This is a genomic window from Corynebacterium urealyticum DSM 7109 (genome assembly GCF_000069945.1).
In the GTDB taxonomy this organism is placed as follows: Bacteria; Actinomycetota; Actinomycetes; order Mycobacteriales; family Mycobacteriaceae; genus Corynebacterium; species Corynebacterium urealyticum.
Genome location: NC_010545.1, coordinates 1,015,181 through 1,038,950, shown reverse-complemented (window position 1 = coordinate 1,038,950; position 23,770 = coordinate 1,015,181). Strand labels below are relative to the sequence as shown.

Annotated in this window: 18 protein-coding genes; 2 read left to right on the top strand and 16 right to left on the bottom strand. The window is 65.1% G+C overall.

Translation table 11 applies throughout. From position 1 onward, the window contains the following. Positions 1–80: 80 nt before the first annotated feature. The 8 genes from CU_RS04335 to CU_RS04300 form a co-directional block, all read right to left on the bottom strand. Positions 81–3,389, bottom strand: coding sequence for a DNA translocase FtsK (locus CU_RS04335; protein ID WP_012360113.1), 3,309 nt, complete (start codon positions 3,387–3,389; stop codon positions 81–83). A gap of 202 nt (positions 3,390–3,591) precedes the next feature. Then, positions 3,592–5,814 carry a ribonuclease J gene (locus tag CU_RS04330; protein WP_012360112.1) on the bottom strand — a complete coding sequence of 741 codons (2,223 nt, stop codon included), beginning with the start codon at positions 5,812–5,814 and terminating at the stop codon, positions 3,592–3,594. A 9-nt stretch (positions 5,815–5,823) separates the two neighbouring features. Next, a complete protein-coding gene (gene dapA / locus CU_RS04325) occupies positions 5,824–6,726 on the bottom strand; it encodes a 4-hydroxy-tetrahydrodipicolinate synthase (RefSeq protein WP_012360111.1) in 903 nt (300 codons plus the stop codon). Between the two features lie 107 nt (positions 6,727–6,833). Beyond that, positions 6,834–7,598, bottom strand: coding sequence for an FAD-dependent thymidylate synthase (gene thyX / locus CU_RS04320; protein WP_012360110.1), 765 nt, complete (start codon positions 7,596–7,598; stop codon positions 6,834–6,836). 22 nt (positions 7,599–7,620) lie between these two features. Further along, entirely contained in the window at positions 7,621–8,367 is a 747-nt protein-coding gene (dapB, locus tag CU_RS04315) for a 4-hydroxy-tetrahydrodipicolinate reductase (protein WP_012360109.1), read from the bottom strand. Positions 8,368–8,506: 139 nt separating this feature from the next. Then, entirely contained in the window at positions 8,507–10,780 is a 2,274-nt protein-coding gene (locus CU_RS04310) for a polyribonucleotide nucleotidyltransferase (RefSeq protein ID WP_173362310.1), read from the bottom strand. Between the two features lie 209 nt (positions 10,781–10,989). Further along, entirely contained in the window at positions 10,990–11,259 is a 270-nt protein-coding gene (rpsO, locus tag CU_RS04305; RefSeq protein WP_012360107.1) for a 30S ribosomal protein S15, read from the bottom strand. 96 nt (positions 11,260–11,355) lie between these two features. Next, positions 11,356–12,384 carry a bifunctional riboflavin kinase/FAD synthetase gene (locus tag CU_RS04300; RefSeq protein WP_012360105.1) on the bottom strand — a complete coding sequence of 343 codons (1,029 nt, stop codon included), beginning with the start codon at positions 12,382–12,384 and terminating at the stop codon, positions 11,356–11,358. On the opposite strand from CU_RS04300, the gene truB reads away from it, so the two are divergent. Next, complete coding sequence (truB, locus tag CU_RS04295) at positions 12,376–13,386, top strand: tRNA pseudouridine(55) synthase TruB (protein ID WP_012360106.1); 1,011 nt, start codon at positions 12,376–12,378, stop codon at positions 13,384–13,386. The genes CU_RS04300 and truB overlap by 9 nt on opposite strands. Here truB and CU_RS04290 read toward each other — a convergent pair. From CU_RS04290 to rimP, 8 genes are all read right to left on the bottom strand, one after another. Continuing rightward, positions 13,383–14,129, bottom strand: coding sequence for a 4'-phosphopantetheinyl transferase family protein (locus CU_RS04290; protein ID WP_012360104.1), 747 nt, complete (start codon positions 14,127–14,129; stop codon positions 13,383–13,385). The two genes, truB and CU_RS04290, sit on opposite strands and share 4 nt — an antisense overlap. A 3-nt stretch (positions 14,130–14,132) precedes the next feature. Further along, positions 14,133–15,077 (bottom strand): metallophosphoesterase family protein, encoded by a 945-nt coding sequence (locus CU_RS04285; protein ID WP_012360103.1) that lies wholly within the window; start codon positions 15,075–15,077, stop codon positions 14,133–14,135. Positions 15,078–15,244: 167 nt separating this feature from the next. Continuing rightward, positions 15,245–16,615, bottom strand: coding sequence for an MATE family efflux transporter (locus CU_RS04280; RefSeq protein WP_012360102.1), 1,371 nt, complete (start codon positions 16,613–16,615; stop codon positions 15,245–15,247). An 89-nt stretch (positions 16,616–16,704) separates the two neighbouring features. Next, positions 16,705–17,136, bottom strand: coding sequence for a 30S ribosome-binding factor RbfA (gene rbfA / locus CU_RS04275; RefSeq protein ID WP_012360101.1), 432 nt, complete (start codon positions 17,134–17,136; stop codon positions 16,705–16,707). A 149-nt stretch (positions 17,137–17,285) separates the two neighbouring features. Further along, complete coding sequence (gene infB, locus CU_RS04270) at positions 17,286–20,090, bottom strand: translation initiation factor IF-2 (RefSeq protein WP_012360100.1); 2,805 nt, start codon at positions 20,088–20,090, stop codon at positions 17,286–17,288. A 188-nt stretch (positions 20,091–20,278) separates the two neighbouring features. Further along, positions 20,279–20,671 carry a YlxR family protein gene (locus CU_RS04265; protein ID WP_231837759.1) on the bottom strand — a complete coding sequence of 131 codons (393 nt, stop codon included), beginning with the start codon at positions 20,669–20,671 and terminating at the stop codon, positions 20,279–20,281. A 212-nt stretch (positions 20,672–20,883) separates the two neighbouring features. Next, a complete protein-coding gene (gene nusA / locus CU_RS04255) occupies positions 20,884–21,882 on the bottom strand; it encodes a transcription termination factor NusA (protein WP_012360097.1) in 999 nt (332 codons plus the stop codon). 27 nt (positions 21,883–21,909) lie between these two features. Next, positions 21,910–22,500 carry a ribosome maturation factor RimP gene (rimP, locus tag CU_RS04250; RefSeq protein WP_012360095.1) on the bottom strand — a complete coding sequence of 197 codons (591 nt, stop codon included), beginning with the start codon at positions 22,498–22,500 and terminating at the stop codon, positions 21,910–21,912. 58 nt (positions 22,501–22,558) lie between these two features. Between rimP and CU_RS04245 the strand changes: the two genes are divergently transcribed. Next, positions 22,559–23,743: a hypothetical protein gene (locus CU_RS04245; protein WP_231837758.1), complete on the top strand. Its 1,185-nt coding sequence runs from the start codon at positions 22,559–22,561 to the stop codon at positions 23,741–23,743. Positions 23,744–23,770 lie beyond the last annotated feature (27 nt).

The following is a 23,770-nucleotide window of genomic DNA, read 5'->3' as shown; positions in this document are numbered from 1 at the left end:
CCCCTCCATCAAGTGTAATGCTACACCAGCGACCAGACCGGGGACGGAAACCCCAGCTCAGGCCACCGCGAGTGCAGGTCTTAGAAGGCCCCCGAGGGCGGGTTGGCGGGAATAACGCGCGTCTGGGTGTCTTCGTCGCCACCGTCGTCGGCCGAGTCGATGGTGGACGAAGCCGCCGGTCCCGAGTCATCGGAATCTTCGAGGCCCTTGTCCTCCTCGACGATCTCCTTCGGGGCGTCTTCCGGATCGGCGCCCTTGATCATCCAGATGATGGTGTCGAGTTCCTCCGGCTTGACCAGCACCTCGCGGGCCTTGGATCCCTCGGAGGGGCCCACAACTCCGCGGGTCTCCATGAGATCCATCAGTCGGCCGGCCTTGGCGAAACCGATGCGGAGCTTACGCTGCAACATGGACGTCGAGCCGAACTGAGACGTCACGACCAGCTCGACTGCCTGGATGAGGTCCTCGAGGTCGTCGCCGATGTCGGCGTCGATGTTCTTCTTCGCTTCGGCGGACTTATCCTCGGTGACTCCCTCGGTGTAGTCCGGCTCTGCCTGCGCCTTGGCGGCCTCGACGACGTCGAAGATCTCCTCGTCGGTGACGAAGGCTCCCTGCATGCGAATCGGACGAGGAGCACCCTGAGGGATGAACAGCCCGTCGCCCATGCCGATGAGCTTCTCGGCGCCTGCCTGATCGAGGATCACGCGGGAGTCGGTCAGGGAGCTCGTCGCGAAGGCCAGTCGGGACGGCACGTTCGTCTTGATCAGACCCGTGACGACGTCCACGGACGGGCGTTGGGTCGCCAGGACCAGGTGGATACCGGCGGCTCGCGCCTTCTGGGTGATGCGGACGATGGCGTCCTCGATCTCGCGCGGGGCGGTCATCATGAGGTCCGCGAGCTCGTCAACCACACAGACGATGTACGGGTACGGGCGGTATTCGCGCTCCGAGCCCAGCGGGGTGGTGATCTCCCCGGACTTGACCTTGCGGTTGAAGTCCTTGATGTGACGCACGCGGGTGGCCTTCATGTCCATGTACCGCTGCTCCATCTCCTCCACCAGCCAGGTCAGCGCGGCGGCTGCCTTCTTCGGCTGGGTGATGATCGGAGTGATGAGGTGCGGGATGCCCTCGTATGGCGTCAGCTCCACCATCTTCGGGTCGATGAGAATGAGGCGGACGTCCTCTGGTGTGGCGCGGGTGAGCAGGGAGACCAGCATAGAGTTCACGAACGCGGACTTACCGGAGCCGGTGGAACCGGCAACCAGCAGGTGTGGCATCTTCTGCAAGGAGTGCCCCACGAAGTCGCCCTCGATGTTCTTGCCGAGGCCGATGAGCATCGGGTCCTGGTTCGCCACGACGTCCGCGGAGCCCAGCACGTCGCCGAGGCGAACCATCTCGCGGTCGGAGTTCGGCACCTCGATGCCGACGGCGGACTTGCCCGGGATCGGGGTCAGCAGCCGGACGTTATCCGTGGCCACCGCGTAGGCGAGGTTGGACTGCAGATTCGTAATCTTAGAGACCTTCACGCCGGGGCCGAGCTCGATCTCGTAGCGGGTGACCGTCGGGCCTCGCTGGAAACCGGTGACGTGGGCGTCGACGTTGAATTCCTCGAAGACCTCCGTGATCGCGTCGATCATCCGGTCGTTGGCGTCGCTGCGCTCCTTCGCCGGCTCGCCCGGGATCAGCAGTTCGGTGGACGGCAGGACGTAGCGGCCTTCCGCTCCATGCTGCGTGGCTGGGGACGAAGACGCCCCCGACGCAGTGGCGTCCCCGTTCTCGTTCTGCCCTTCGGCCTTGTCAGCGGCGAGTGCGGCAGCATCGATGCCGGAGCGAGCGACGATAGCCTGGCGCATGGCCTCGCGGGTCTGGTTGACAGCCTTGTCTCCTGCGGCGCGCTCCTCGGCCTGTCGCCGGGTAGCGGGCTCTTCTGCCCGGTCCCGTCGGGTAGCAGGCTCAGCCTGCGGGGAATCCTCACGCGGCGTGGGGATCGCGGAGCGCTGCTGGGTCCGTGCAGCCTGGCGGCTCGGCGTCGATTGTTCCGGACTAGTGGCCACGTCGAGCACCGCGGTCTCATCGGTATCGGAGACAAGCGGGAGCGGCTCATCGACGTCGTCGACGGCACGTGGCTCCGGCTGCCGTGGCGCGGCTGCTCGTGGAGCCGGGGCATTGCGGCGACGGGCACGACGGGCAGGCCGCGCAGGCTCCTCCTCCACCGGGTAGTTGGCCATCGGGGAGGTCTTCCGGGTACGGGCCGGCAGCAGGTAATCGTCCTGGTCCACAGCCTCATCGAGTCGCTGATCGATTTCACCGTAGGGATCGTCGTCGTAGTCCTCTTCCGAATCCCGGGAGAAGCGTTCGCGCAGCGTATCGAACGCCCCGTCGAGTCCCAGCCAGGACACGGAGCCGGCGAAGAAGTCGGCGACCGTGCGACCGGTGAGCTGCAGGGCACCGTAAATCATGATGAGGAACAACAGGGGAACGGCAACATAGTTGCTGAAGCCCACGGACATCGGCGTGCCGATGAACTGGCCGACGATACCGCCGGCTCCGGCCTTGTCCGCGGTGCTGGTCGGCAAACCAGCGAAAATATGGATGATCCCCAACAGGGAACCGGCGACAAGCCCCACCCCCACGCCGCGGCGCAGGTCGGAGCTCTGCGTGGTGCGGATTCCGAACATGAGGATCCAAGCCAGCCCCAGTAGCGCGAGAGGAACAATATAAGCCCCGACACCGATTGCCCAGGTCAGAGCGTAGGCAATGGCCTTTCCGACCGCCCCGGCAACGTTGAACCACAGCGTAGCGCCGAGCACTACCGCAACGCCGGCGCTGATGAGAGCCGGACCGTCGAAGCCACCGCCGATCTGGCGCGGACCATCCGAGAAGCTCCCCTCATCGTCGAGCTGCGTGTCTTCGACCGGCGCTACCTCCTTCGCCGCCGACTTCGAGCGTCGGGGACGCCGCGGCTGAGTGCCGTCTTCGTGCTGCTGAGAGGCCAAACCTTCTACTTTCTTCTTCGATGTGCGGGTTTGTGGTCGGTGCGAGGTAGTCTCGGCTGCGCCGTCATCCTCATTCTCATTTCGGGGGCGCCGGAGCGCGCCACCGATACCGCTGGCGACTGAATCCGCGATCGTTTTGATGCTTCCGCCAACGGCGCAGTAGGCGCTGCCAGTCCTACCAAACTCCATGTCAGAGGCCCCGGCGCCCGACCGCGCGGTCTTGGCCGTCGGTGCACCGGGGTCGACGGAGAGGTCCTCGTCGATCCCCATGCGTGGGGCACGGCGCCTCGCAGCTGGGCGAGAATCCCGCTGACCGGGGCGAGACGGAGAGCGCCGGGAGCGGTTGCGGGAGGGCGACGTGCCGGGACGGTTTCTGACAGACATGTCCGCCATATTAGTCCCAGTAGTCACATGTTTAACACTTTCAACACGCCTCGCATTGGGTTTCCTGGCGAGAATCCCAGTTATCCGGGCACGGAACTTCCCTCCCCCACTGCCCCGTGGGACGGCAAAAAGACGGGGACGAAAGAAAGACCGGGCCGTGGGGCACCGTGTGTGTCACGGCGAGCCCCGGCCCGGTCAACCAGTTCAGTCGTTACTGAGCAGGCACGGACGGTGCGTCCTCCAGCTCCTCAACGATCTCGCTGGTCATCGGAACCACGGTCGGAACGATCAGCGGCTTGCGGTTCCACTTATCGGAGACGTGGCGGGCGAGACGGCGACGCAGGGTTTGTGCCATGCGGTAGGGGTTATTCTCCCCTTCGCCAGCCAGGTCCATCATCACGTCGTCAGCGATCTCGCCGAGCTCCTTGAGCAGGTCCTTGGCATCCCCAGAGAAGCCCTTGGCCTGGATGTGCGGAGCCTCCAGCGGACGGCCGGTGCGGTTATCGATGACAACAGACACGGCGATGAGGCCGCCCTCGGCCATCGCGGTGCGGTCCTCGAGAGTATCCGCGTCCACGTCGCCCATGCGGGTTCCGTCGACGTACAGGTTGCCCACGGTGATCTGACCCACGACCTTCGCGTGTCCATTGTGCAGGTCCACGACCACGCCGTTCTGGGCGAGCGGGACGTTCTTCGGGTCCACGCCGGTGGAGATAGCCAGATCGCGGTTGGCGCGCAGGTGGCGCCACTCGCCGTGCACCGGCATCGCGTTGCGCGGACGCGCGGCGTTGTAAAGGAACAGCAGCTCTCCTGCCAGACCGTGACCAGAGGTGTGGACATTGGCGTCGCGGCTGGTGACCACCGTCGCACCGATCTGCGACAGCATGTTGATCACGCCGAACACTGCCTCCTCGTTACCCGGAACGAGGGAGGAAGAGAGAATGATCAGGTCGCCGTTGCGGACGGTGATCTGGCGGTGCTCCCGGCGTGCCATGCGCGACAGCGCAGCCATCGGCTCACCCTGGGTACCGGTGGTGATGAGAACTACCTTGTGCGGAGCCATGCGGGAGGCCTCGTCCATGGAGACGATGGTGCCGCGCGGGGCATTCAGGTACCCCATGCGCTCTGCGATCTCCATGTTGCGAATCATCGAGCGACCGGTGAAGGCCACCTTGCGGTTCGCCGCCACCGCCGCGTTCACGGCGGACTGGATGCGAGCCACGTTGGAGGCGAAGGATGCCAAAATCACGCGCTGCTTCGCATCGCAGATCAGGCGGGTCAGCGTCGGGGCGACGTCCGCTTCAGAACCGGAGAAGCCCGGGGTTGCGGCATTGGTGGAGTCACAGAGCATGAGGTCCACACCCTCATCACCGAAGCGCGACAGCGCCGGCAGGTCCGTCGGGCGGTCGTCGATCGGGGTCTGGTCGAGCTTGATGTCGCCAGTGTGGATCACCAGGCCGGCCGGGGTCTTCAGCGCAATGCCAAGGCAGTCCGGGATGGAGTGGTTGACGTTCCAGAACCGAAGGTCAAACGGACCGTAATTCACGTGAGACTGGTCGTTAACCTCGACGATCTTCGGGCGCTGACGGTGCTCCTGGGTCTTAGCCTGGATGAGCGCCGCGGTGAAGCGGGAGGCGACGATCGGGATGTCCGCGCGCTGCTTCAGCAGCCACGGGATCGCACCGATGTGGTCCTCGTGACCGTGGGTGATCACAAGGGCCTCGACGCGATCCCACTTATCGTCCAGGTAGGAGAAGTCCGGCAGGATCAGGTCCACGCCCGGCTCACCGCTGGATGGGAAGAGCACGCCACAGTCGATCAGCAGCAGGCGGCCGTCGTACTCGAAGACGGTCATGTTGCGGCCGATTTCGGAGATACCACCGAGAGCCACGATGCGCAGCCCACCCTTGGGCAGGGCCGGTGGCTCCGGGAGGCGCTTCGTCAGGTCAGCGCCCTGCATGGCCTGCAGTGCACCGCGACGACGGTCCCCGCCGCGACCACGGCGGTTGTTGTTACCGTTACGGTCGCCGGACTTGGACTTGTTTCCGCCGCGACCGGAGTTGTTCTGGCCACCGCGGTTATCGCCGCCCTGCTTATCGCTGTTGTTGGAGCCCTTCGAGCGGCCACGGCCACGGGAGCGGCGGTTGCGGGAACGGCCCCCGCCGTTACCGCCGTTATTATCGCCATTGCTGTCGCCGCCGGAGCGCTGGCCACCCTTGTCGGAGCCCTCACCGGCACCGGAATTCTGGGTCGCCTGCTGGCCACCGTCGTTGAAAACGGTCGCGGCCTCTGCGTTGCTCACGCGGGCCTTGTCGGCACGCTCGCGCTGCTGCTCAGCGCTCGCGTTCCCCGCATTGGATTGTGCAGCAGTTTCCGCGCTCGGCGGAGCCGCCTTTCGGGTTACCTTGCGTCCCCGAGAACGATTTTCAGTCATATTATCCTTTTAAACCCCTGCATCCTGCAGGTCTTGTTCCAGCTGATCAAGTTCGGCTGGGTCTACTTCCAAAATTGGTAGGCGCGGCGCACCAACGTCCTTGCCACGCAGCTTCAGTGCCGCCTTCACCATCGTCACTCCCCCGAGCCTTCCCTGGGCCCGCTCCAGCGGGGCCAGGCTCGCCGCGATCTGCTGAGCGCCTGCCAGGTCGCCCTGGTCATAGGCGTCGCGCAGGGCGCGCAGCCTGTCCGCAGCCAGGTGCCCGATCACGGAAATGAAACCCGTCGCACCGACCGAAAGGAACGGCAGGTTCAGCGGGTCATCGCCGGAGTACCAGGCCAGATCCGTGTTCTGCAGCAACTGCAGTGCCTCCGGAAGCTTGCCCTTGGCATCCTTGACTGCCTGAATGTTCTCGTGCTCCGACAACCGCTGGATGGTGTCCAGTTCGATGGGGACGACCGACCGGGACGGAATGTCGTAGAGGCAAATCGGGAGGTCGACGCTGTCCGCAACCGCAGTGAAGTGCTGAAACAGCCCCTCCTGGCTCGGTCGAGAGTAGTACGGGGTGACGACGAGCAGCGAATCTGCGCCGGCGTCCTGCGACAGCCGGGAGAGTTCGATGGTGCTCGCGGTGTTGTTCGTGCCGGTGCCAGCGATCAGCTTGACGCTATCGCCGAGTTCAGCGCGAACTGCCTTGAGTAGGTTGATCTTCTCCTCGTTGGTCGTGGTTGGAGATTCTCCGGTCGTACCAGCGAGAACGAGAGAATCGCAGCCTTTATCAACCAGGTAACCGGCGAGCTCGACGCCCGCCTTCAGGTCGATAGTCCCGTCCTTGTGGAATGGCGTCACCATTGCCACAGAGACCGTTCCGAAGTGTTCAGCACCACGAATTGCTGCATTACCTGTACTCATAGGTGTAAAGATTACCTTTCTTCACCAGGTTTGTGGTTATTTACTGCTCCCCGTGTCCCGTTTCGGGGAGCGCATTCCCCTGTTTCCGACGACTCCAGCGCCGCGAACTAGATATCGCTCACGTAGGGGCTTGTCGCGATCTGGGTCTTATCCCGCAGCTCGGTGATCGAGAAGTCCTCGAACACCTCCGGGGCGATCGACTGGAGCTCAACGAGGCATGCAATCGCCACCCGGCGAATCTCCGGGTCGGCGTGCTCGGTCGCCCGCATGGCGATGAAATGTCGCCAGCTGCGGAAGTTGCCGGACATGACGAACCGGGTCTCCGCCGCGTTCGGCAGGACAGCGCGTGCCGCTTGCCGGGCTTGCTTGGCCCGAAGCGCAGCGTTCACCCTCGCGCTTGCTCCCTCATCGAGCTCCTCGTTGAGGCTATCCAGGATTTCGGTGTAGGCGCCGTGCGCGACGTCTGCCGCCTGGAGAAAGAGCTTCTCCAGGTCAGGGTTATCCTGCACGCTGCGCGGCACAATGACCCGTGCCTCGTCATCCGGGACGTAGCGCTGGGAAAGCTGGCTGAAGGAGAACATCCGGTGCCGCATGACCTCGTGGGCACAGGAGCGAGACACGCCGCGCAAGTACATCGTGGCGCTGGAGTGCTCCAATACCGCGAGGTGGCCCACGTCCATGATGTGGCGGAGGTAGGCGGCATTCGTTGCGGTGTGCGGGTTGGGTTTATCCCAAGTCTCGTAGCACGCGCGCCCAGCGAATTCGAGAAGCGCGGACGGGCCATCGGTATCCGTTTCCCAGTCGATATCCGCCGGTGCGTGGAATTGGGTATGCCCGATGAGCTGGACGTCGAGTTCCACCGGTGTTGCCATAGCGTTCTCCGTCGCCCGACCCCTAGTCCAGCCCCAGGAACTTCTCGAGGCCAATCGTCAGCCCCGGGTTGTCGGCGATCTTTTCAACACCGATGACGACCCCCGGCACGAAGGACTCGCGGTCATAAGAGTCCTGACGGATGGTCAGCGACTGCCCGCGGGTACCGAAGATCACCTCCTCGTGTGCCACCATGCCGGTCATGCGCACCGCGTGAACGGGCACCCCCTGGACGTCGCTGCCTCGGGCGCCGTCGAGGGACTGGGCGGTGGCGTCCGGCTGCTCTTCGAGCCCTGCCTCACGGCGAGCCCGCGCGATCCCCTCGGCGGTGTGTACGGCGGTGCCGGAAGGAGCGTCAAGCTTATTTGGGTGGTGGAACTCGATAACCTCGGCGGACTCGAAGAATGGTGCGGCGATCTCTGCGAACTTCATCGTCAGCACCGCGGAGATGGCGAAGTTCGGGGCCACCAGCACACCGACCTTCGGGGAGTCCTGCAGCAGGCTGCGGACCGTCTCATAGCGCTCCTCGGTCCAGCCGGTGGTGCCGATGACCGCGTGGATGCCGTTGCGGATGCAGAACTCCACGTTGCTCATCACCGAGTCCGGCTGGGTGAAGTCCACGACCACGTCGGTCTTGGCATCCACAAGCTCCTGCAGATCATCGCCGTGGTCCAGGGCGGCCGAGAGCTCCAGGTTCGGATTCTGTTCGACCTCAGCGACGATGGTGGTGCCGACGCGCCCCTTGGCGCCAAGTACTCCTACGCGGATCATGAACTTTCCTTCCTGCCGAAGCATGCTTGGCAATAGTTTCTATTAAGCCCCGACCAGTGGCCGGGCATTGCTGATATCAAGACTAATAAGACGAAGCGGGCACCGTGTGATGTGGTGCCCGCTTCTAGCGCCTAACCGCTTAGTCCTCGTCGACCGGAACCAGGGAGATCTTGCCCCGGTTGTCGATATCAGCGATCTCGACCTGGATCTTATCGCCGACGTTGAGCTCGTCCTCAACCTTCTCGATCCGGCGGTCGCCGCCGATATTCGAGATGTGCAGCAGACCGTCGCGCCCCGGCAGCAGGGAGATGAAGGCACCGAAAGCGGTGGTCTTCACAACCGTGCCAAGGAAGCGGTCCCCGACCTTCGGCTGCTGCGGGTTGGCGATCGCGTTGATCTTCTCGATCGCGGCCTCCGCGGCCTCGCCGCCCACGGCGGAGACGAACACGGTGCCGTCGTCCTCGATGGAGATGTTAGCGCCGGTCTCCTCGGTGATCTGGTTGATGGTCTTGCCCTTCGGGCCGATGACCTCACCAATCTTGTTCTGCGGGATGGAGATCTTCGTGATGCGTGGCGCCAGCTCGCTCATCTGGTCCGGCGCGTCGATGGCGTCTTCCATCAGCTGCAGGATCTCGAGGCGGGCGCTGCGCGCCTGGCCAAGCGCGGAAGCCAGCACCTCAGAAGGCAGGCCGTCGAGCTTGGTGTCCAGCTGCAGGGCGGTGACGTACTCGGAGGTGCCGGCGACCTTGAAGTCCATGTCACCGAAGGCGTCCTCCGCACCGAGGATGTCGGTGAGGCTGACGAACTTCTCCTTGCCATCGACGAGGCCGGAGACCAGGCCCATCGCGATACCCGCCACTGGCGCCTTCAGTGGGACGCCGGCGTTGTACAGCGAGAGCGTAGAGGCGCACACGGAGCCCATGGAGGTCGAACCATTCGAACCGAGAGCCTCGGAGACCTGGCGGATGGTGTACGGGAACTCCTCGCGAGACGGCAGCACCGGGGTCAGGGCGCGCTCAGCCAGAGCACCGTGGCCGATTTCGCGGCGCTTCGGGCTGCCGACGCGGCCGGTCTCGCCGGTGGAGTACGGCGGGAAGTTGTAGTGGTGGATGTAGCGCTTGGAGGTCTCCGGCCCCAGGGAATCGATGGTCTGCTCCATCTTCAGGGTGTCCAAGGTGGTCACGCCGAGGATCTGGGTCTCGCCACGCTCGAAGAGTGCGGAGCCGTGGGCACGCGGCAGCAGCTGCACCACGATGCCCAAGTCGCGAATCGAGGTGTGATCGCGGCCGTCGATGCGGAAGCCGTCCTCCAAGATGCGCTGGCGCACGATGGTGCGGGTCAGGTCATTGTGAGCCGCACGGATCTCGGACTCTCGCTCCGGGAACTGCTCGATCAGGGCATCAACGGTCTCCTGCATGTTCTCCGCGAGGGACTCGTCGCGCTCCTGCTTATCGGCGATCGTCATAATCTGCGCGACATCCGCATCGCACTCGGCCTCAACGGCGGAGTAAACATCCTCATCGAACGGCGGGAAGAGCTCGAACTCGCGAGACTCGGTGTCCACCGCGTCGCGCAGCGCGTCCTGAGCGGCGCACAGGGTGGCGATGAAAGGCTTGGCGGCCTCGATACCCTCGGCGACCACGGCCTCGGTCGGTGCCGGCGCGCCCTCCGCGATGCGCTCGACGACATTGTCGGTGGCGCCTGCCTCGACCATCATGACAGCGACGTTCGGCTGGGACTTCTTGCCCCGGCCACCCTTCGCCGGCTCGGTCACGCGACCGGCGACGACCAGCTCAAAGACGGACTGGGAAACCTGCTCACGCGTCGGGAAGGCAACCCACTGGCCCTCCGGGTGCTCCTCATCCACGACCAGCGCCATGCGCACGCCACCGACCGAGCTGGACACCGGCAGGCCGGAGAGCTGGGTGGATGCGGACGCGCCGTTGATGGCAAGGACGTCGTACATCTCGTTCGGGTCAATGGACATCACGGTGATGACGACCTGCACCTCGTTGCGCAGGCCCTTGACAAAGGTCGGACGCAGCGGGCGGTCGATGAGGCGAGCGGCGAGGATAGCGTCCGTACCCGGGCGACCCTCGCGGCGGAAGAAGCTGCCCGGGATGCGGCCGGCGGAGTACATGCGCTCCTCGACGTCAACGGTCAGCGGGAAGAAGTCGATGCCCTCGCGCGGGGAACGGGAGGCCGTCGTCGTGGACAGCAGGATCGTGTCCTCGTCCAGGTACGCGGTGACGGCCCCGTCCGCCTGGCGTGCCAGCAGGCCGGTCTCGAAGCGGAGGGTGCGGGAACCAAAGTCCCCGTTGTCGATGGTTGCGGTTGCTTCCCAGATCCCTGCATCCGGGTCGACCATCTCAACGGAGACGTTCTTAGGGAGATTGTTTTTCTTGGAGCTCATAGCGTGTGTGCCACGGCCTTTCATCAGAAAAGCGCCCGTCGCAGTCTTCAGATCATCGGTGCCGAAGGGGCGCTTAGAGGTTGGTCAATATTTCACCGACGAGCCTAGCACGCGCGCAGCAAAAACCCCGCCCGCATGTGACACGCGGACGGGGTTGGAAAGCTACTGACAGCCCCGGAGGCGGAAACCGCCTCCGGACGCGATCGCTCTTAGCGACGCAGGCCCAGACGCTCGATCAGGGAGCGGTAGCGCTCGATATCGGTGGAAGCCAGGTACTTCAGCAGACCCTTGCGGCGACCGACCAGCAGCAGCAGACCACGGCGGGAGTGGTGATCGTGCTTGTGATCCTTCAGGTGCTCGGTGAGCTGGTTGATGCGGGCGCTCAGCAGAGCAACCTGCGCCTCCGGGGAACCGGTGTCGGTCTCGTGCAGGCCGAACTCCTTGAGAGTTGCTGCCTTCTCGTCCTTGGACAGTGCCATGGATAACTCCTTGTTATTTCAGTCCGCGCTAAAGATTCTTAAAGACTGCCCGAGGGCAATCCGCGCGACTACCGCGAACCGCAGTCGCTGACCGAGTTACCCTAGCACAGCCTTACGGGTGGCTGCCACATCGCGGTCGATGGCTGCGATGAGCTCGTCGAGGGAGTCGTATTTCTCCTGGCCACGGATTCGGGAGACGAAGCTGACGCGGACCTCGAAATCATAAAGGTCGGCCTCATGGTCGAGGACGAAGGACTCGACGCTACGCGGCTCGTGGCCGAAGGTCGGGTTCGTACCCACGGAGATCGCCGCAGGAAGCTTGGCCCCCACCGGCATGGTGCCAACCTTGTCGCTCAGCCTCTGGTGGGACAGCTCCGCCTGGTTCGGCAGGATCTCCAGGTAACCGGCGTACACCCCATCGGAAGGCAGCGCATAGATATCCGGGAAGTACAGGTTCGCGGTCGGGAAACCCAGCGCGCGGCCACCCCGGCCTGCGCCGTGGGTCACCACGCCCTCCACGGAAAACGGACGGCCCAACGCCTCCGCTGCGGCCGTCATATCCCCCTCGGCGATGCGCTGCCGGATCCAGGTGGAGCAGACCGTGTGGTTGTCTTCAGAAAGCAGCGGAACCACATCCACCGTGAAGTCCCGGTTTTGGGAGACCTCCCGGAGCGTGTCGGGGGTACCGGAGGCTTTGTGGCCGAAGGTGAAGTTCTCCCCCACCACGACATGCTTGGCCCGCAAGGTGTCGAGCAACGCCCGGTCGATGTATTCCTCTGGGGACCAGGAGGCGATCTCCGGGGTGAAGGCCTGAACGACGACGTGGTCAATCCCGAGATCCATCGCCAGCTGCGCGCGCTCCTCCACCGTGCCCAGCAACTTCGGAACGGATTCCGGCTGGAAGACCACGGTCGGGTGTGGATCGAAGGTAAACATCACTGCGGGGACGCCGAGCTCCTTGGCCTTAGCCACAGCTCGGTTAATCAGTTCTTGGTGCCCGCGGTGCACGCCGTCGAACACGCCGATTGTCACGGCTGCACCTTCAAGGTTGTGGGGAACACGATCAAGCCCGTACCAGATACTCACGTTGGGGATCTTAACCCATAGACTGGCGCCATGGCTCATAAGCACTCCCCTTCCGAAAACACCCAGCGCTCTGGCGACGAGGTGGCCCCTGCCGCCGATCGGCCGACGCAGCCGCCTAGCCTGCTCGACCGTTCCGGTTTGATCATCCTGGACAAGCCCGCTGGCGCGAGCAGCCACGACATGGTTGCGAAAGTTCGCCGGATCATGGGCACCAAGAAGGTTGGCCACTCCGGGACTCTGGACCCCATGGCCACCGGTGTGCTGATGCTGGGCATCGAACGGGGTACCAAATTCCTCGCCCACGTCGTCACGCACGATAAGCGTTACGAGGCAACGATGGCCTTCGGGGCGAGCACCGTCACCGACGACGTCGAAGGTGAGGTGCTGCAAACCGCGGACCCAGCAGAGATCGACGCGTTCACCGTCGAGGCAATGACGGCACGGCTCGGCGAGATCTTCGCGGATTTCCAAGGGGAGATCATGCAGCGGCCGACCTCCGTGTCATCCATCAAGATCAACGGACGCCGAGCCCACGAGCTGGTTCGGGAGGGCAAGGAGGTCGACATTCCCCCTCGCCCGATCACCATCCACTCGTTGAGCTTCTCCGATGTCCGTCGCGAAGAGACCGCCGAGGGACCTCGCTGGCTGGTCGATGTCAGCGTCCACTGCAGCTCCGGGACGTATATCCGCGCCATCGCCCGCGACGTCGGCGAGGCACTAGGGTTGGGCGGTTATCTCACCGCGCTGCGCCGCACCAGCGTGGGGCCGTTCGATATCGCTGAGGCCGTCACCCTCGACGAACTTGCCGACACCCCGGAGCTGAGCTTGAGCCTCGATACTGCAATGCAGGTCTGCTTCCCCACCCGGCCGATCACCGAAGAGCAGGCAGCGAACCTAGCCCTGGGTAAGTGGCTGGAGCCAATCGGGTTGAAGGGGGTTCACGCTGCTGTGGATCCGCAGGGCCACGCGATCGCGCTGATTAAGGAGAAGGGTCGGCGTGCGGCCAGCGAGTTCGTCGCCCGCCCCCACGGGTTGGTTTAGGCGCGCACGCCCGCCATCGTCAGCGCGTAGCCTTCAGCTGCTGACCACAGGCCCTCAATGGCGGGAACCGGAGCGTTCCCGACGAGCAACCGGGCCTTAAAGCTCCCGTCCTCGCGGAGTTCGATGCGTGCCTGGTCGAAGTCCAGGAACTGCTGGGTCAGCGGGTACCAGGCCTTGTACACCGCCTCCTTCGCGGAGAAGAGCACCACTCCCAGGGATCCCTGGGCATCGTGGCCGCGGCCCAGGCGGCGGGACAGTCGCCGCAGGCCTGCACGCTCCTCCGGGCTCGCGATCGTTGCGAACACTCCCTCCGGGAGCGGAGTGAGCGGCTCGGCGTCGATGCCTAAGGAACTCCAGCGGCTGGCGCGCCCCACCACGGCCGCCCGGTAGCCGGTGGTGTGCGTCATCGAGCCGACAACCGGGGCGGGAAACTCCGGCATCCCCCGGAGGCCACGAAGAATCGGTTGGTCCGGGATGAACTGCTCCATCGCGCGGTGGGCACACCACCGGGAGTCCCCGAATTCGGCCTTGCGACGGTCCACCGCGGTGGCGACGAGCTCCTGCTCCACGACGGGAAGACCGTGGTAGTTGCGCAGGTTTTCGGCCGAGGAGTGGTACTCGACGCACCGCACCCCGCTCAGCAGGCGCCCGGGTTGGAGCAGGGAGGGCACCCGCTGGAACTGGTGGTCGTAGGCCTGAATCGGCTCCGTCTGATGCGATGAGATCACAACGTCATTCCACATTGCCTACTTCCCTCCTCGCCTTTCCTCGAAACCAGCTTGTGGACCAGATGTGTGCGGGACGCGGATGACTGGATAGGGCCACAACTCAAGCTTTTGCCGCGGGGGCAAGCTGCGCTTCCGTTCCCTCGGATAGCCCAGGGAAACTTCCACATGAGGCACACCATCAACTTCAACACCTAAAGGTATGTGAAGATGCCCGTGAATGACAGCTGCCGCGCGATAACGCCTACCCCACTGCTGGGTGTGCCGGGTGCCGGAGAACAGCCCGATCTCGGGGTATCGCACGCGCCGCAAGGATTCCTGCGCCAAGGGCCAGTGGTTCACGAGCACGGTGGGGCCAGTGACCTGCCCCAGGCGGCGCACCGAATAGGCCAGGCGCTCCCGGCACCACAGCGGGAGATCCACGAAAGGCCGGATCATGTAGTAATCACTCAAGACCAGACCTTGCGCGTGCGCCTTGGCAATCGCTTCCTCCGGGGTGTCGGTCAGATCGCGCCAGGAGTGATCGTAGAGAGTGAACAGGGGGACGATGGTGTGCCCAGCGAACTGTTGGTACGGATCCTCCGGAGTGTAGATCCCAATGCGCCGGCAACGACGGATGAGCTCCTCGTATTTCGCTTTTCCCACCGGCCCGTGCCCTGCACGGGCGTAGAGCTCATGGTTCCCGGGCGCGTAGATCACCTTGGCGAAGCGCTGCCGAAGCTCGGCCAGCACGTCGATCACCACGTCCAGGTCTTCGGCGACGTCGCCTGCCACGATCAGCCAGTCCTCGGGGTTGCGGGGCCGCACCAGGTCGACAACGAGATCGCGGTTGCCGCGCGCACCCACGTGCAGGTCGCTGACAGCCCACAGAGTCACCGCACCCCGGGTCTCTTCCTCCCCCGCACCGCCGGCGACGGCGGCGGTGTAGGCGAGCTGCGCTGCCAGCGAATCATCTGCGCCCTGCATGCCCACCACCTTCATCGTCCGTCGTTATCCGGCCCGCGACTTTATCGTCATCCAGCCACGCTTAAATCATATTGCCGAGGAAAGTTCCTAGAAAACTCAACCCTACGTTGCCTCACCGTGGCTTCAAGAAAGAGCAAGGTCAGCCGCTTGGGCCTCTCTCCCCTCCCCTAGGCTGCCGTGGCGCCCTGGGTGCCTCGCTCCTCCCGCTGATCAGCGCTCACCGTCCAGGCGTCACCGCGGTAGCGCCACAGAACCGCGCCGAAACGGATCAGCATGAAAGCAGCCAACCCTGCCCATACCCCGATCAGGCCGACGTCGAAAGCGAGGCTCAGCCAGACCAGTGGAATGAAGCCGATGACAGCCGCCGCGATGCTAGCATTGCGCAGGAATGCCACGTCCGCGGCTCCCAGCAGCACCCCGTCCAGTGCGAAGACGGCTCCGCCGATCACGATGATGGAAACGAAGACCCACCACGGTCCACCAATCTGATCGAGCACGGGGGCATCGGCCGTAAAGAGCTGGGGAACAGCCCGCGATCCCAACCCGAAGAAGACCGCCAGCACCACCGAAGCCCCCAGCGAAAACTTCAACACCTGGCGTGCCACGGAGCGGGCCGCTCGCGCCGAACCAGCGCCCAAGGCGGCCCCCACCAAGGCTTGGGCAGCAATCGCGACGCTATCCAGCAGCAGAGACACGAGGTTCCACAGTTGCAGCAGAATCTGGTGAGCGGCCAGCGCCGGGGCTCCGATCCGCCCGGCCACCGCCGCTGCGGAAAGGAATGCCGCTTGGAAGGACAGAGACCGGGCGATGAGGTCACGCCCCATCGCCAGCTGCGTGCGGATCACCCTCCCGTTGGGGCGCATCGAGCGGTGATCCCCGAACTTGCGCCAGTGAAACACCAACGCCCCCAGGAAACACGCGGCGATGATCAGCTCACCGGCGACGTTCGCGATCGCGGATCCCACAAGCCCCCAGCGGCGTACGGCCAGTGGGACAGTCACAGCCATGGGGATGACCCCGGCCAGCGTGGAATAGAGCGGGAGCCGCGTGTTGGACAGTCCCCGCAGCCAGCCGTTACCCGCCATGATGAACAGCGCGGGAATCACCGACAGGCTGGTGACTTTAAGCCAGTTGGTGGCCTCGGCCGCCACCTCGGCGTCTCCGGATAAGGCAAGGGAAATGGTCGGGGAGAAAAAGAACAGGCCCACCGCGAGCACCGCCCCAACGCCGAGTGCGATCCAGGAGGCCTGAATGCCCTCGTAGACAGCATCGGTGGTGCGCCCTGCCCCGAAGTGCCGCGCGGCGCGGGCCGTGGTGCCGTAGGAAAGAAAGGTCAGCTGCGTGGTGACGGTGCTCAGCACCACCGCACCCGTCGCGAGTCCAGCCAGGGAGGTCGCCCCCAGGCGCCCGACGACGGCGGTGTCCAGCAGCAGGTACAGCGGAGTGGCTGCCAGCACGATGAGCGCCGGCCAGGCCAGCGCGAGGATCTTTCGGGTTCCGACGTCCTCGAACTCCCGCAGCGTTGTGGGCTCCTGCACCGTGGCTTTCCTTCAGATCATCTTCTCGGCGAATTTTCTTCCGCGCGCACCCGGCACCCGGTCAGGGCGCTGGGGCTGCGCAGGCAGCGCTAGTTGCGCTCCTTATAGGGGTTGGCCTCGCCCGCGGGCTTGGCCTGGGCAGCCTGGGCACGCACGGCCTCGTCCTTCGCGCGAGCCTCGGCGAGCAGCTTCTCCATGTGAGCGGACGCCTCCGGGACGGTGTCGTGCACGAAGCTCAGGGTCGGCGTGAAGCGGACGCTGAGCTGGTCGCCCACGATCTTTCGGAGCTGGCCCTTGGCGCTCTCCAGCGCGGCGGCAGCCAGCGGAACATCCGGCTCCTCGTCGATGGATGCGCCACGGACGGTGTAGAACACGCTGGCGTCGTGCAGGTCGCCGGTCATCCGGGTGTCCGTGATGGTCACGTACTCCAGGCGTGGGTCCTTGATCTCCCGCTCGATGGCGACGGCGACGATCTGTTGGATGCGCTTGGCCATGCGCGCGGCGCGAGCATTATCAGCCATGATGTGGCACTCCTTTTCGGGCGGGGCCTTCACGGTCCCGCCGGGTAGTGATGTAAAAACGGCAAAAGCCGGGCGCTGCCCCGCCGCCCCCGTTTCCGGGATTGCGGCGGGCTAGCAATCGCCCAGCTTAGCCAACCGGTGTTGACCAGTTAGTCGCGAGGGACCTCGACCATTTCGTAGGCCTCGATCCGGTCGCCGACCTCGATGTTCGGGTAGGACAGCACCATACCGCACTCGTAACCGTGCGAGACCTCGGTGACGTCGTCCTTCTCCCGGCGCAGCGAGTCGATCGTCGCGTCCTCGGAGATGACCTTGCCATCGCGGACAAGGCGAACCTTGGCGTTGCGGCGGACCTTGCCGGTCTCCACCATGCAGCCTGCGATGAGGCCGACGGCAGAAGCCTTGAAGATCTGGCGGATCTCCGCGGTACCGATCTCCTTCTCCTCGTAGATCGGCTTGAGCATGCCCTTGAGGGCAGCCTCGATCTCCTCGATCGCCTTGTAGATGATCGAGTAGTAGCGGATGTCCACGCCCTCGGCGTTGGCCGCCTCGGTGGCCTTGCCCTCGGAGCGGACGTTGAAGCCGATGATCACGGCGTCGGAGGCCGCAGCCAGGTGGACGTTGGTCTCGGTGACAGCACCGACACCACGGTCGATGATGTTCAGCGCGACCTCGTCGTCGACCTCGATCTTCAGCAGGGCGTCTTCCAGTGCCTCGACGGTACCGGCGTTGTCGCCCTTGAGGATGAGGTTGAGCGTGCTCGTCTCCTTGAGCACCTCGTCCAGGTCCTCCAGGGACACGCGCTTGCGGGAACGGGCTGCCAGCGCGTTACGACGGCGGGCGTCGCGGCGGTCCGCGATCTGGCGGGCCGTGCGGTCCTCGTCGACAACCAGGAGGTTATCGCCGGCACCGGACACGCTCGTCAGGCCGAGAACCTGGACCGGGCGGGATGGGCCAGCCTCCTGGACGTCGTTGCCGTGCTCGTCGATCATGCGACGCACGCGACCGTAAGCATCGCCGACGACGATGGAGTCGCCGACGCGCAGGGTACCGCGCTGGACGATGATCGTCGCGACCGGGCCGCGGCCACGGTCGAGGTGCGCCTCAATGGCGATACCCTGGGCGTCCATGTCCGGGTTAGCGCGCAGATCCAGGGACGCGTCCGCGGTCAGCAGGACGGCCTCCAGCAGCTGATCGATGTTCTGGCCCTGCTTCGCAGAGATGTCGACGAACATCGTGTCGCCGCCGTACTCCTCCGGCACCAGGCCGTACTCGGTGAGCTGGCCACGGATCTTGTCCGGCTGTGCGGTCGGCTTATCGATCTTATTCACTGCGACCACGACCGGCACCTCCGCCGCCTTGGCGTGGTTGATCGCCTCGACGGTCTGTGGCATCACGCCATCGTCAGCAGCGACGACGAGAATCGCGATATCGGTGGACTTCGCACCACGGGCACGCATCGCCGTAAAGGCCTCGTGACCCGGGGTATCCAGGAAGGTGACCGGGCGCTCGACGCCCTCCATGTTCACGCTGACCTGGTAAGCACCGATGTGCTGGGTGATGCCGCCGGCCTCGCCGGAGCCCACATTCTCCTTACGGATCGTGTCCAGCAGGCGGGTCTTACCGTGGTCGACGTGACCCATGACGGTGACGACCGGCGGACGCTGGGCGAGATCTTCGTCGTCGCCTTCGTCCTCACCGAACTGCAGGTCGAAGGACTCGAGCAGCTCGCGGTCCTCGTCCTCTGGGGAGACGACCTCGACCTTGTAATCCATCTCATCGCCCAGCAGCTGCAGGGTTTCGTCGGAAACGGACTGGGTGGCGGTGACCATCTCACCGAGGTTGAACAGCGCCTGCACCAGTGCTGCTGCGTCAGCGTTGATCTTGTCCGCGAAATCGGCCAGGGACGCACCACGGGCGAGGCGAATCTTCTCACCGTTGCCGCTCGGCAGCTTAACGCCGCCCACGACCTTCGGTGCCTGCATTGCCTCGTACTCGTTGCGCTTCTGACGCTTCGACTTGCGGCCGCGGCGCGGTGGGCCGCCTGGACGGCCGAATGCGCCTGCGGTGCCGCCACGACGTCCGCCGCGACCGCCGCGTGGCCCCGGACCACCCGGGCCACCCGGACCGCCTGGGCCGCCTGGGCGACCGCCACGGCCACGACCGCCACCGAAACCGGCGGCAGACTTGGCGGGCATCTGACCCGGGCTCGGGGTGGCTGGCATCATCGCCGGGGATGGACGACGGCCGCCGCCCTGGCGTGCTGCCCCCGGCTTCGCGGTGCCCTGGCCACGGCCCTGACCCTGGGCCGGGCGAGCGCCCGGGCGTGGTGCCTGGCCACGGCCGGCGCCGCCACGGGTGCCGCCTGGGCGAGGCATGTCGCCAGGGGTGGCTCCGCCACGCGGGCGCGGTGGGCGCTCGGTGGTGGAGGAGAACGGGTTATTAGCAACCCGCTGCGGGCGCGCGCCCGGCTTCGGACCCGGCTTCGGGCCCGGCTTGCCTGCGGCGCGAGCTGGCTTCTGGCCCGGCTTTGCTGCAGGCTTCGCTGCAGCCTGGCCCGGCTTTGGCGCAGCCTCAGCCGGGGTCGGGGTCGCCTTCGCGGCCGGTGCAGCCTTCGCTGCAGCGGCAGGGCTTGGCTTCGCGCTTGGCTTGGCTGCCGCGGTACCCGGCTTCGGTGCAGCCTCCGGCTTCGCCGCAGGCTTGGCACCTGGCTTCGGACCACGCTGGGTGCTGTCCGGAACACTGCCAGCCTGCGCCAGCGGGGACGGCGGCGTCGTCGGCTTGGACTCCTGCGCGACGCCGTAGAACTGCTTCATCTTCTTGACGACAGGGGGCTCCACGGTGGAGGAGGCTGTCTTAACGAATTCTCCCTGTTCCTTCAGGGTTGCAAGGAGTTCCTTGCTGGTCACACCGAGCTTCTTCGCAAGCTCGTGTACACGTAGCTTTCCGGCCACTACTCTCCTTCGATATCTCGGAGCCGGTGGCCTTATGCGGAAAGGCTACGTCCGGCTCCCTTTAACGTTTCTGGTTCATCGCTGATGCCGCTTCATCGTGCGCTCATCAGTTCAGAGTGCTTTCAAACATGTCGGGCTCCGTCAACTGATAAATCGTTAACTGTCCATGGAACGTTCAACGCGGCGGGTCAATGTTCTCGTGAACCCTCGCGCCCCAGCACCGCCCATAACTCGTCGAAGTCCGGCGTCACCGATCCCAATCGCAGGGCGCGGTGGAATCGCCGTTGTTCGATGGCCTGCTCGAGGGCCTCTGCGGTGGGGCTAAGCCACGCGCCGCGGCCCGGGAGCCGGCCGTGAAGATCCGGCACGATGCGGGTTGTCCCGTCGTCGCTGTACTGGGCTACGCACCGTAGAAGCTCGGTCGTGGGCTTCACCTTTCGGGTGGCGATGCACGTACGCAGTGCGACGTGCGCCGTGTTCTTCCGCGCGAGCGCAGGGTCCGCAGCCGATTCGGCGTACGAGCCTTCACTTATCGCTCGGTCGTCCACAAGCTCACTTTCTCTCGAGCAGCACAAATGCATGGTCCAGCACGTTGACCAGCCCCCAGTCTACGTGAAAAGCCTGCTGGAGGTTAACCCACCCCGTTTCAGCGTTGTGGTGGTTGCCCACGATGATCCCCCATTGCCACATCCCCCAAAGAATTTTGGCCCCACCGTGTCCGGTGAGGCCACCCCAGCGCCACAACATCGAAGTTAAGCGACGCTAATTCTTCTGACTCAGCGTCATCGACCGACTACTCTCCCTGCTCAGCGTCAGACTTAATGTCGATCTTCCAGCAGGTGAGGCGAGCGGCGAGACGCACATTCTGCCCCTCCCTGCCGATCGCCAGCGAGAGCTGATAATCCGGAACAACCACGCGAGCGATCTGCTGCTCTGCGTCGATCACAGTCGAGGAAACGTACTTCGAGGGCGAGAGCGCATTGCCCACGTACTGCGCCGGATCATCCGAGTAGTCGATGATGTCGATCTTTTCGCCGCCAAGCTCAGCCATGATGGCCGATACACGCTGGCCACGCGGGCCGATGCAGGCCCCCTTGGCGTTGAGCCCCTTGATCGTGGCGCGAACCGCGATCTTCGTACGGTGGCCTGCCTCGCGGGCGATGGACATGATCTCCACGGAGCCGTCGGCGACTTCCGGAACCTCAAGTTCAAACAGGCCGCGAACGAGCTCAGGGTGAGTGCGGGACAGGCTGATCTGCACGTTACGGTCAGCGTGCTTGATGACGTCCGTGACGAAAGCCTTTACGCGGGTACCGTGCTTGAGCACCTCACCCGGGATGTGCTCGGCGGGGAGGATCTGGCCATCGATGCCGTCAGCCTCGGTACCGATGTGGACCACGGTGATGCCGCGCTCGTTTGCCCGTGCGTCACGGGTGACCACGCCAGAGACGATGGTGTGGCGGATCGACGAATATTCGTCGTAGCGCTGCTGGACTCGAGCTCCCCCGATCCGGCGGCGGATCGCCTCGCGCATCGCCAGCGCCGTGGTGCGGTCGAAGTTCTCCGGGGTCTCGTCCAACCGGCCGGTGACGTTGCCCTCCTCGTCGCGCTCCACCTGGTAGATCGCCACTGCACCAGAGGTGGGGTCAATCTGGACGTCCACCTCGCCGGCGAAGGCGCTCTGGTTGCGGTAGGCCTCCTTCAGACCGTTGGCGATGGCGTGGATCAGCTCGTCGACCGGCACGCCCTCCTGCCGCTCGATGGCGCGCAGCGTAGCAAGATCAATATTCACTTGTACTCCTCATCGACTTCTTGTCGCTTAGGCTTCGTCACTCTTCGCGAGCTCATGGTACTCGGCCATGGTCAATCCGAGTAATTCCTGCTCGGCTGCTGGCGCGGGTGAGAATTCAACCTCGATGGTGGACCCGGCTAGCTCAGCACGCGGGTAAATCTGCACCGGTGCCTGCGGGGTCTTCTTCCCCGCCTTCTTGCCCTGGGACTTCTTCCCGGCCTTCTTCTTGGCTGCGGGCAGGATCGCGACCTCGTCATTCTCGACGGCCGCGATGCGCCCCTTGCCCCCTCCCGGCAGGTTGGCGAGGCGGCCAATGTTGCGCTGGAAGTTGCGAGCCTCTCGCAGCGGGAAGTCCAGCCCAGGGGTCGTCACCTCGAGGGTGTAGCTCGGCCCGAGGTCAATCTGCTGTGCTTCCTCGGCCGCATCAAAAGCAGCACCAATCAGCTGGGAGGCTTCCTCGAGCAGGTCGAGGTCCGGGCGTTCGTCCGCGTCCACGGCGATCTTCACGCTGGACTTCGCCCCGGCCCGGGTAAAGGTTAATTTTTCCACATCAAGGCCACACTTCATCGCCTCGTCGGCGGCCAGTGCGCGGAGCTTTTCATCAAGAGGGGTTGCCATGCCTTGCACCCTACCCGCCGGTGCGGTGCCCAGCGGAATGTGTGGCACCATAGTGGCTGTGAATCCGGACTCTCCTCAGAATCAAAGCCTCCACCTCCCCGAGCGCTCTAGCGCCGCCCCAGCCCTCACTCGGCGTGGCGTGCTCAAAGCGGGGGTCGCGGGGCTGGGGGCGGTGCTCGCGACGGGCCTGCTCTCGGCCTGTGGCATCGACGAGGCCTCCGAGGCGCTTAACCGTGTGCGCGGTGGCTTCGAGCCCAATGAGCAGCTGCGCTCAATCGGAGCGGTGATGCGCTCGGCTCTGGATCGGGCCGACGCTGAGGAAGCGGAGTTCATCCGCCGCCAGATCGGAGTTCTCGAGAAAGAATTCCTGCGCCAGTGCGGTACCGACGATGAAGGCCAGCGGGACCCGCAGTGCAGTTTCGAGGACGCAGACGGTGGCGGCAGCGGTGATTCCCCCACGTCCGGCACCGCGTCGTCCACCGCTGCGAAGGCCCGGACCGCCGACGACGATAAAGGCACCGATTCCGCAGCTAAGCGCAAACAGCTCTTCGCCGGAATCCAGCGCGAGCTGCTGGGCGCCATCGAAAGCCCGGAGTTGCCCAACGCGGATGCCCACGAGAAGGACTCCGAAGGCCGCACCGTGACCCGACAAGAGTTCCAGACTCAGCTGCTGGTGGGCCTCTACGGCGCAACCGCGCCCGTCGCCGGTGCGCCACAGCGCGAGGATATCGCCGAGCTGCTCGATGATCCTGAGGTCGTGGGCCGCGGGAACACGAAGGCTCTCGGTGAGGATCTGAAGGACACCCTGGACTCCGTCTACGGGGCGATCCAGGCCGCCGGGGTCGCGCTAGCGGCCGACGACGGCTCCGCACGCAAGCAACTGGCAGCCGCCGGAGATGGTGCCCGACTGGCCCGCGACGTCGTCACCGCGATGATCACACCCGCCGCAGACGACAGCGCCGAGAAGCCCGAGGACGCAGAAGGCGCCTACGAGCCCCCTGCCGGCTTCGGCGTATCGAAGGCGACCAGGGCCCCCACGAGCGCCAAGGAGGCCCCCGCTTTCCTGCACGCCGCACTCGCCGCCCCGCTTTCCCAGCTACGCTTGCTCGCTGGCCGCGCCGAGACCGGGCCGCTGCGGGTGGCTCTGGCGCAGGCGTGCGCAGCACTGAGCCGTGCCCAGGGCCAGCTGGAGTTGGCCCAGGGGCTTGGGCCCGAAGCAGTGGTCCTGCGAGGTGGGGACTAGCAACGCCCCCTTATCTCTCTGCGTAAT

Bases quoted from the DNA above. Each gene is read 5' to 3' on its own strand.
- CU_RS04335 (WP_012360113.1), bottom strand. From the start codon at position 3,389: ATGGCGGACATGTCTGTCAGAAACCGTCCCGGCACGTCGCCCTCCCGC.
- CU_RS04330 (WP_012360112.1), bottom strand. From the start codon at position 5,814: ATGACTGAAAATCGTTCTCGGGGACGCAAGGTAACCCGAAAGGCGGCT.
- dapA (WP_012360111.1), bottom strand. From the start codon at position 6,726: ATGAGTACAGGTAATGCAGCAATTCGTGGTGCTGAACACTTCGGAACG.
- thyX (WP_012360110.1), bottom strand. From the start codon at position 7,598: ATGGCAACACCGGTGGAACTCGACGTCCAGCTCATCGGGCATACCCAA.
- dapB (WP_012360109.1), bottom strand. From the start codon at position 8,367: ATGATCCGCGTAGGAGTACTTGGCGCCAAGGGGCGCGTCGGCACCACC.
- CU_RS04310 (WP_173362310.1), bottom strand. From the start codon at position 10,780: ATGAGCTCCAAGAAAAACAATCTCCCTAAGAACGTCTCCGTTGAGATG.
- rpsO (WP_012360107.1), bottom strand. From the start codon at position 11,259: ATGGCACTGTCCAAGGACGAGAAGGCAGCAACTCTCAAGGAGTTCGGC.
- truB (WP_012360106.1), top strand. From the start codon at position 12,376: ATGGCTCATAAGCACTCCCCTTCCGAAAACACCCAGCGCTCTGGCGAC.
- CU_RS04300 (WP_012360105.1), bottom strand. From the start codon at position 12,384: ATGAGCCATGGCGCCAGTCTATGGGTTAAGATCCCCAACGTGAGTATC.
- CU_RS04290 (WP_012360104.1), bottom strand. From the start codon at position 14,129: ATGTGGAATGACGTTGTGATCTCATCGCATCAGACGGAGCCGATTCAG.
- CU_RS04285 (WP_012360103.1), bottom strand. From the start codon at position 15,077: ATGCAGGGCGCAGATGATTCGCTGGCAGCGCAGCTCGCCTACACCGCC.
- rbfA (WP_012360101.1), bottom strand. From the start codon at position 17,136: ATGGCTGATAATGCTCGCGCCGCGCGCATGGCCAAGCGCATCCAACAG.
- CU_RS04265 (WP_231837759.1), bottom strand. From the start codon at position 20,671: ATGCATTTGTGCTGCTCGAGAGAAAGTGAGCTTGTGGACGACCGAGCG.
- rimP (WP_012360095.1), bottom strand. From the start codon at position 22,500: ATGGCAACCCCTCTTGATGAAAAGCTCCGCGCACTGGCCGCCGACGAG.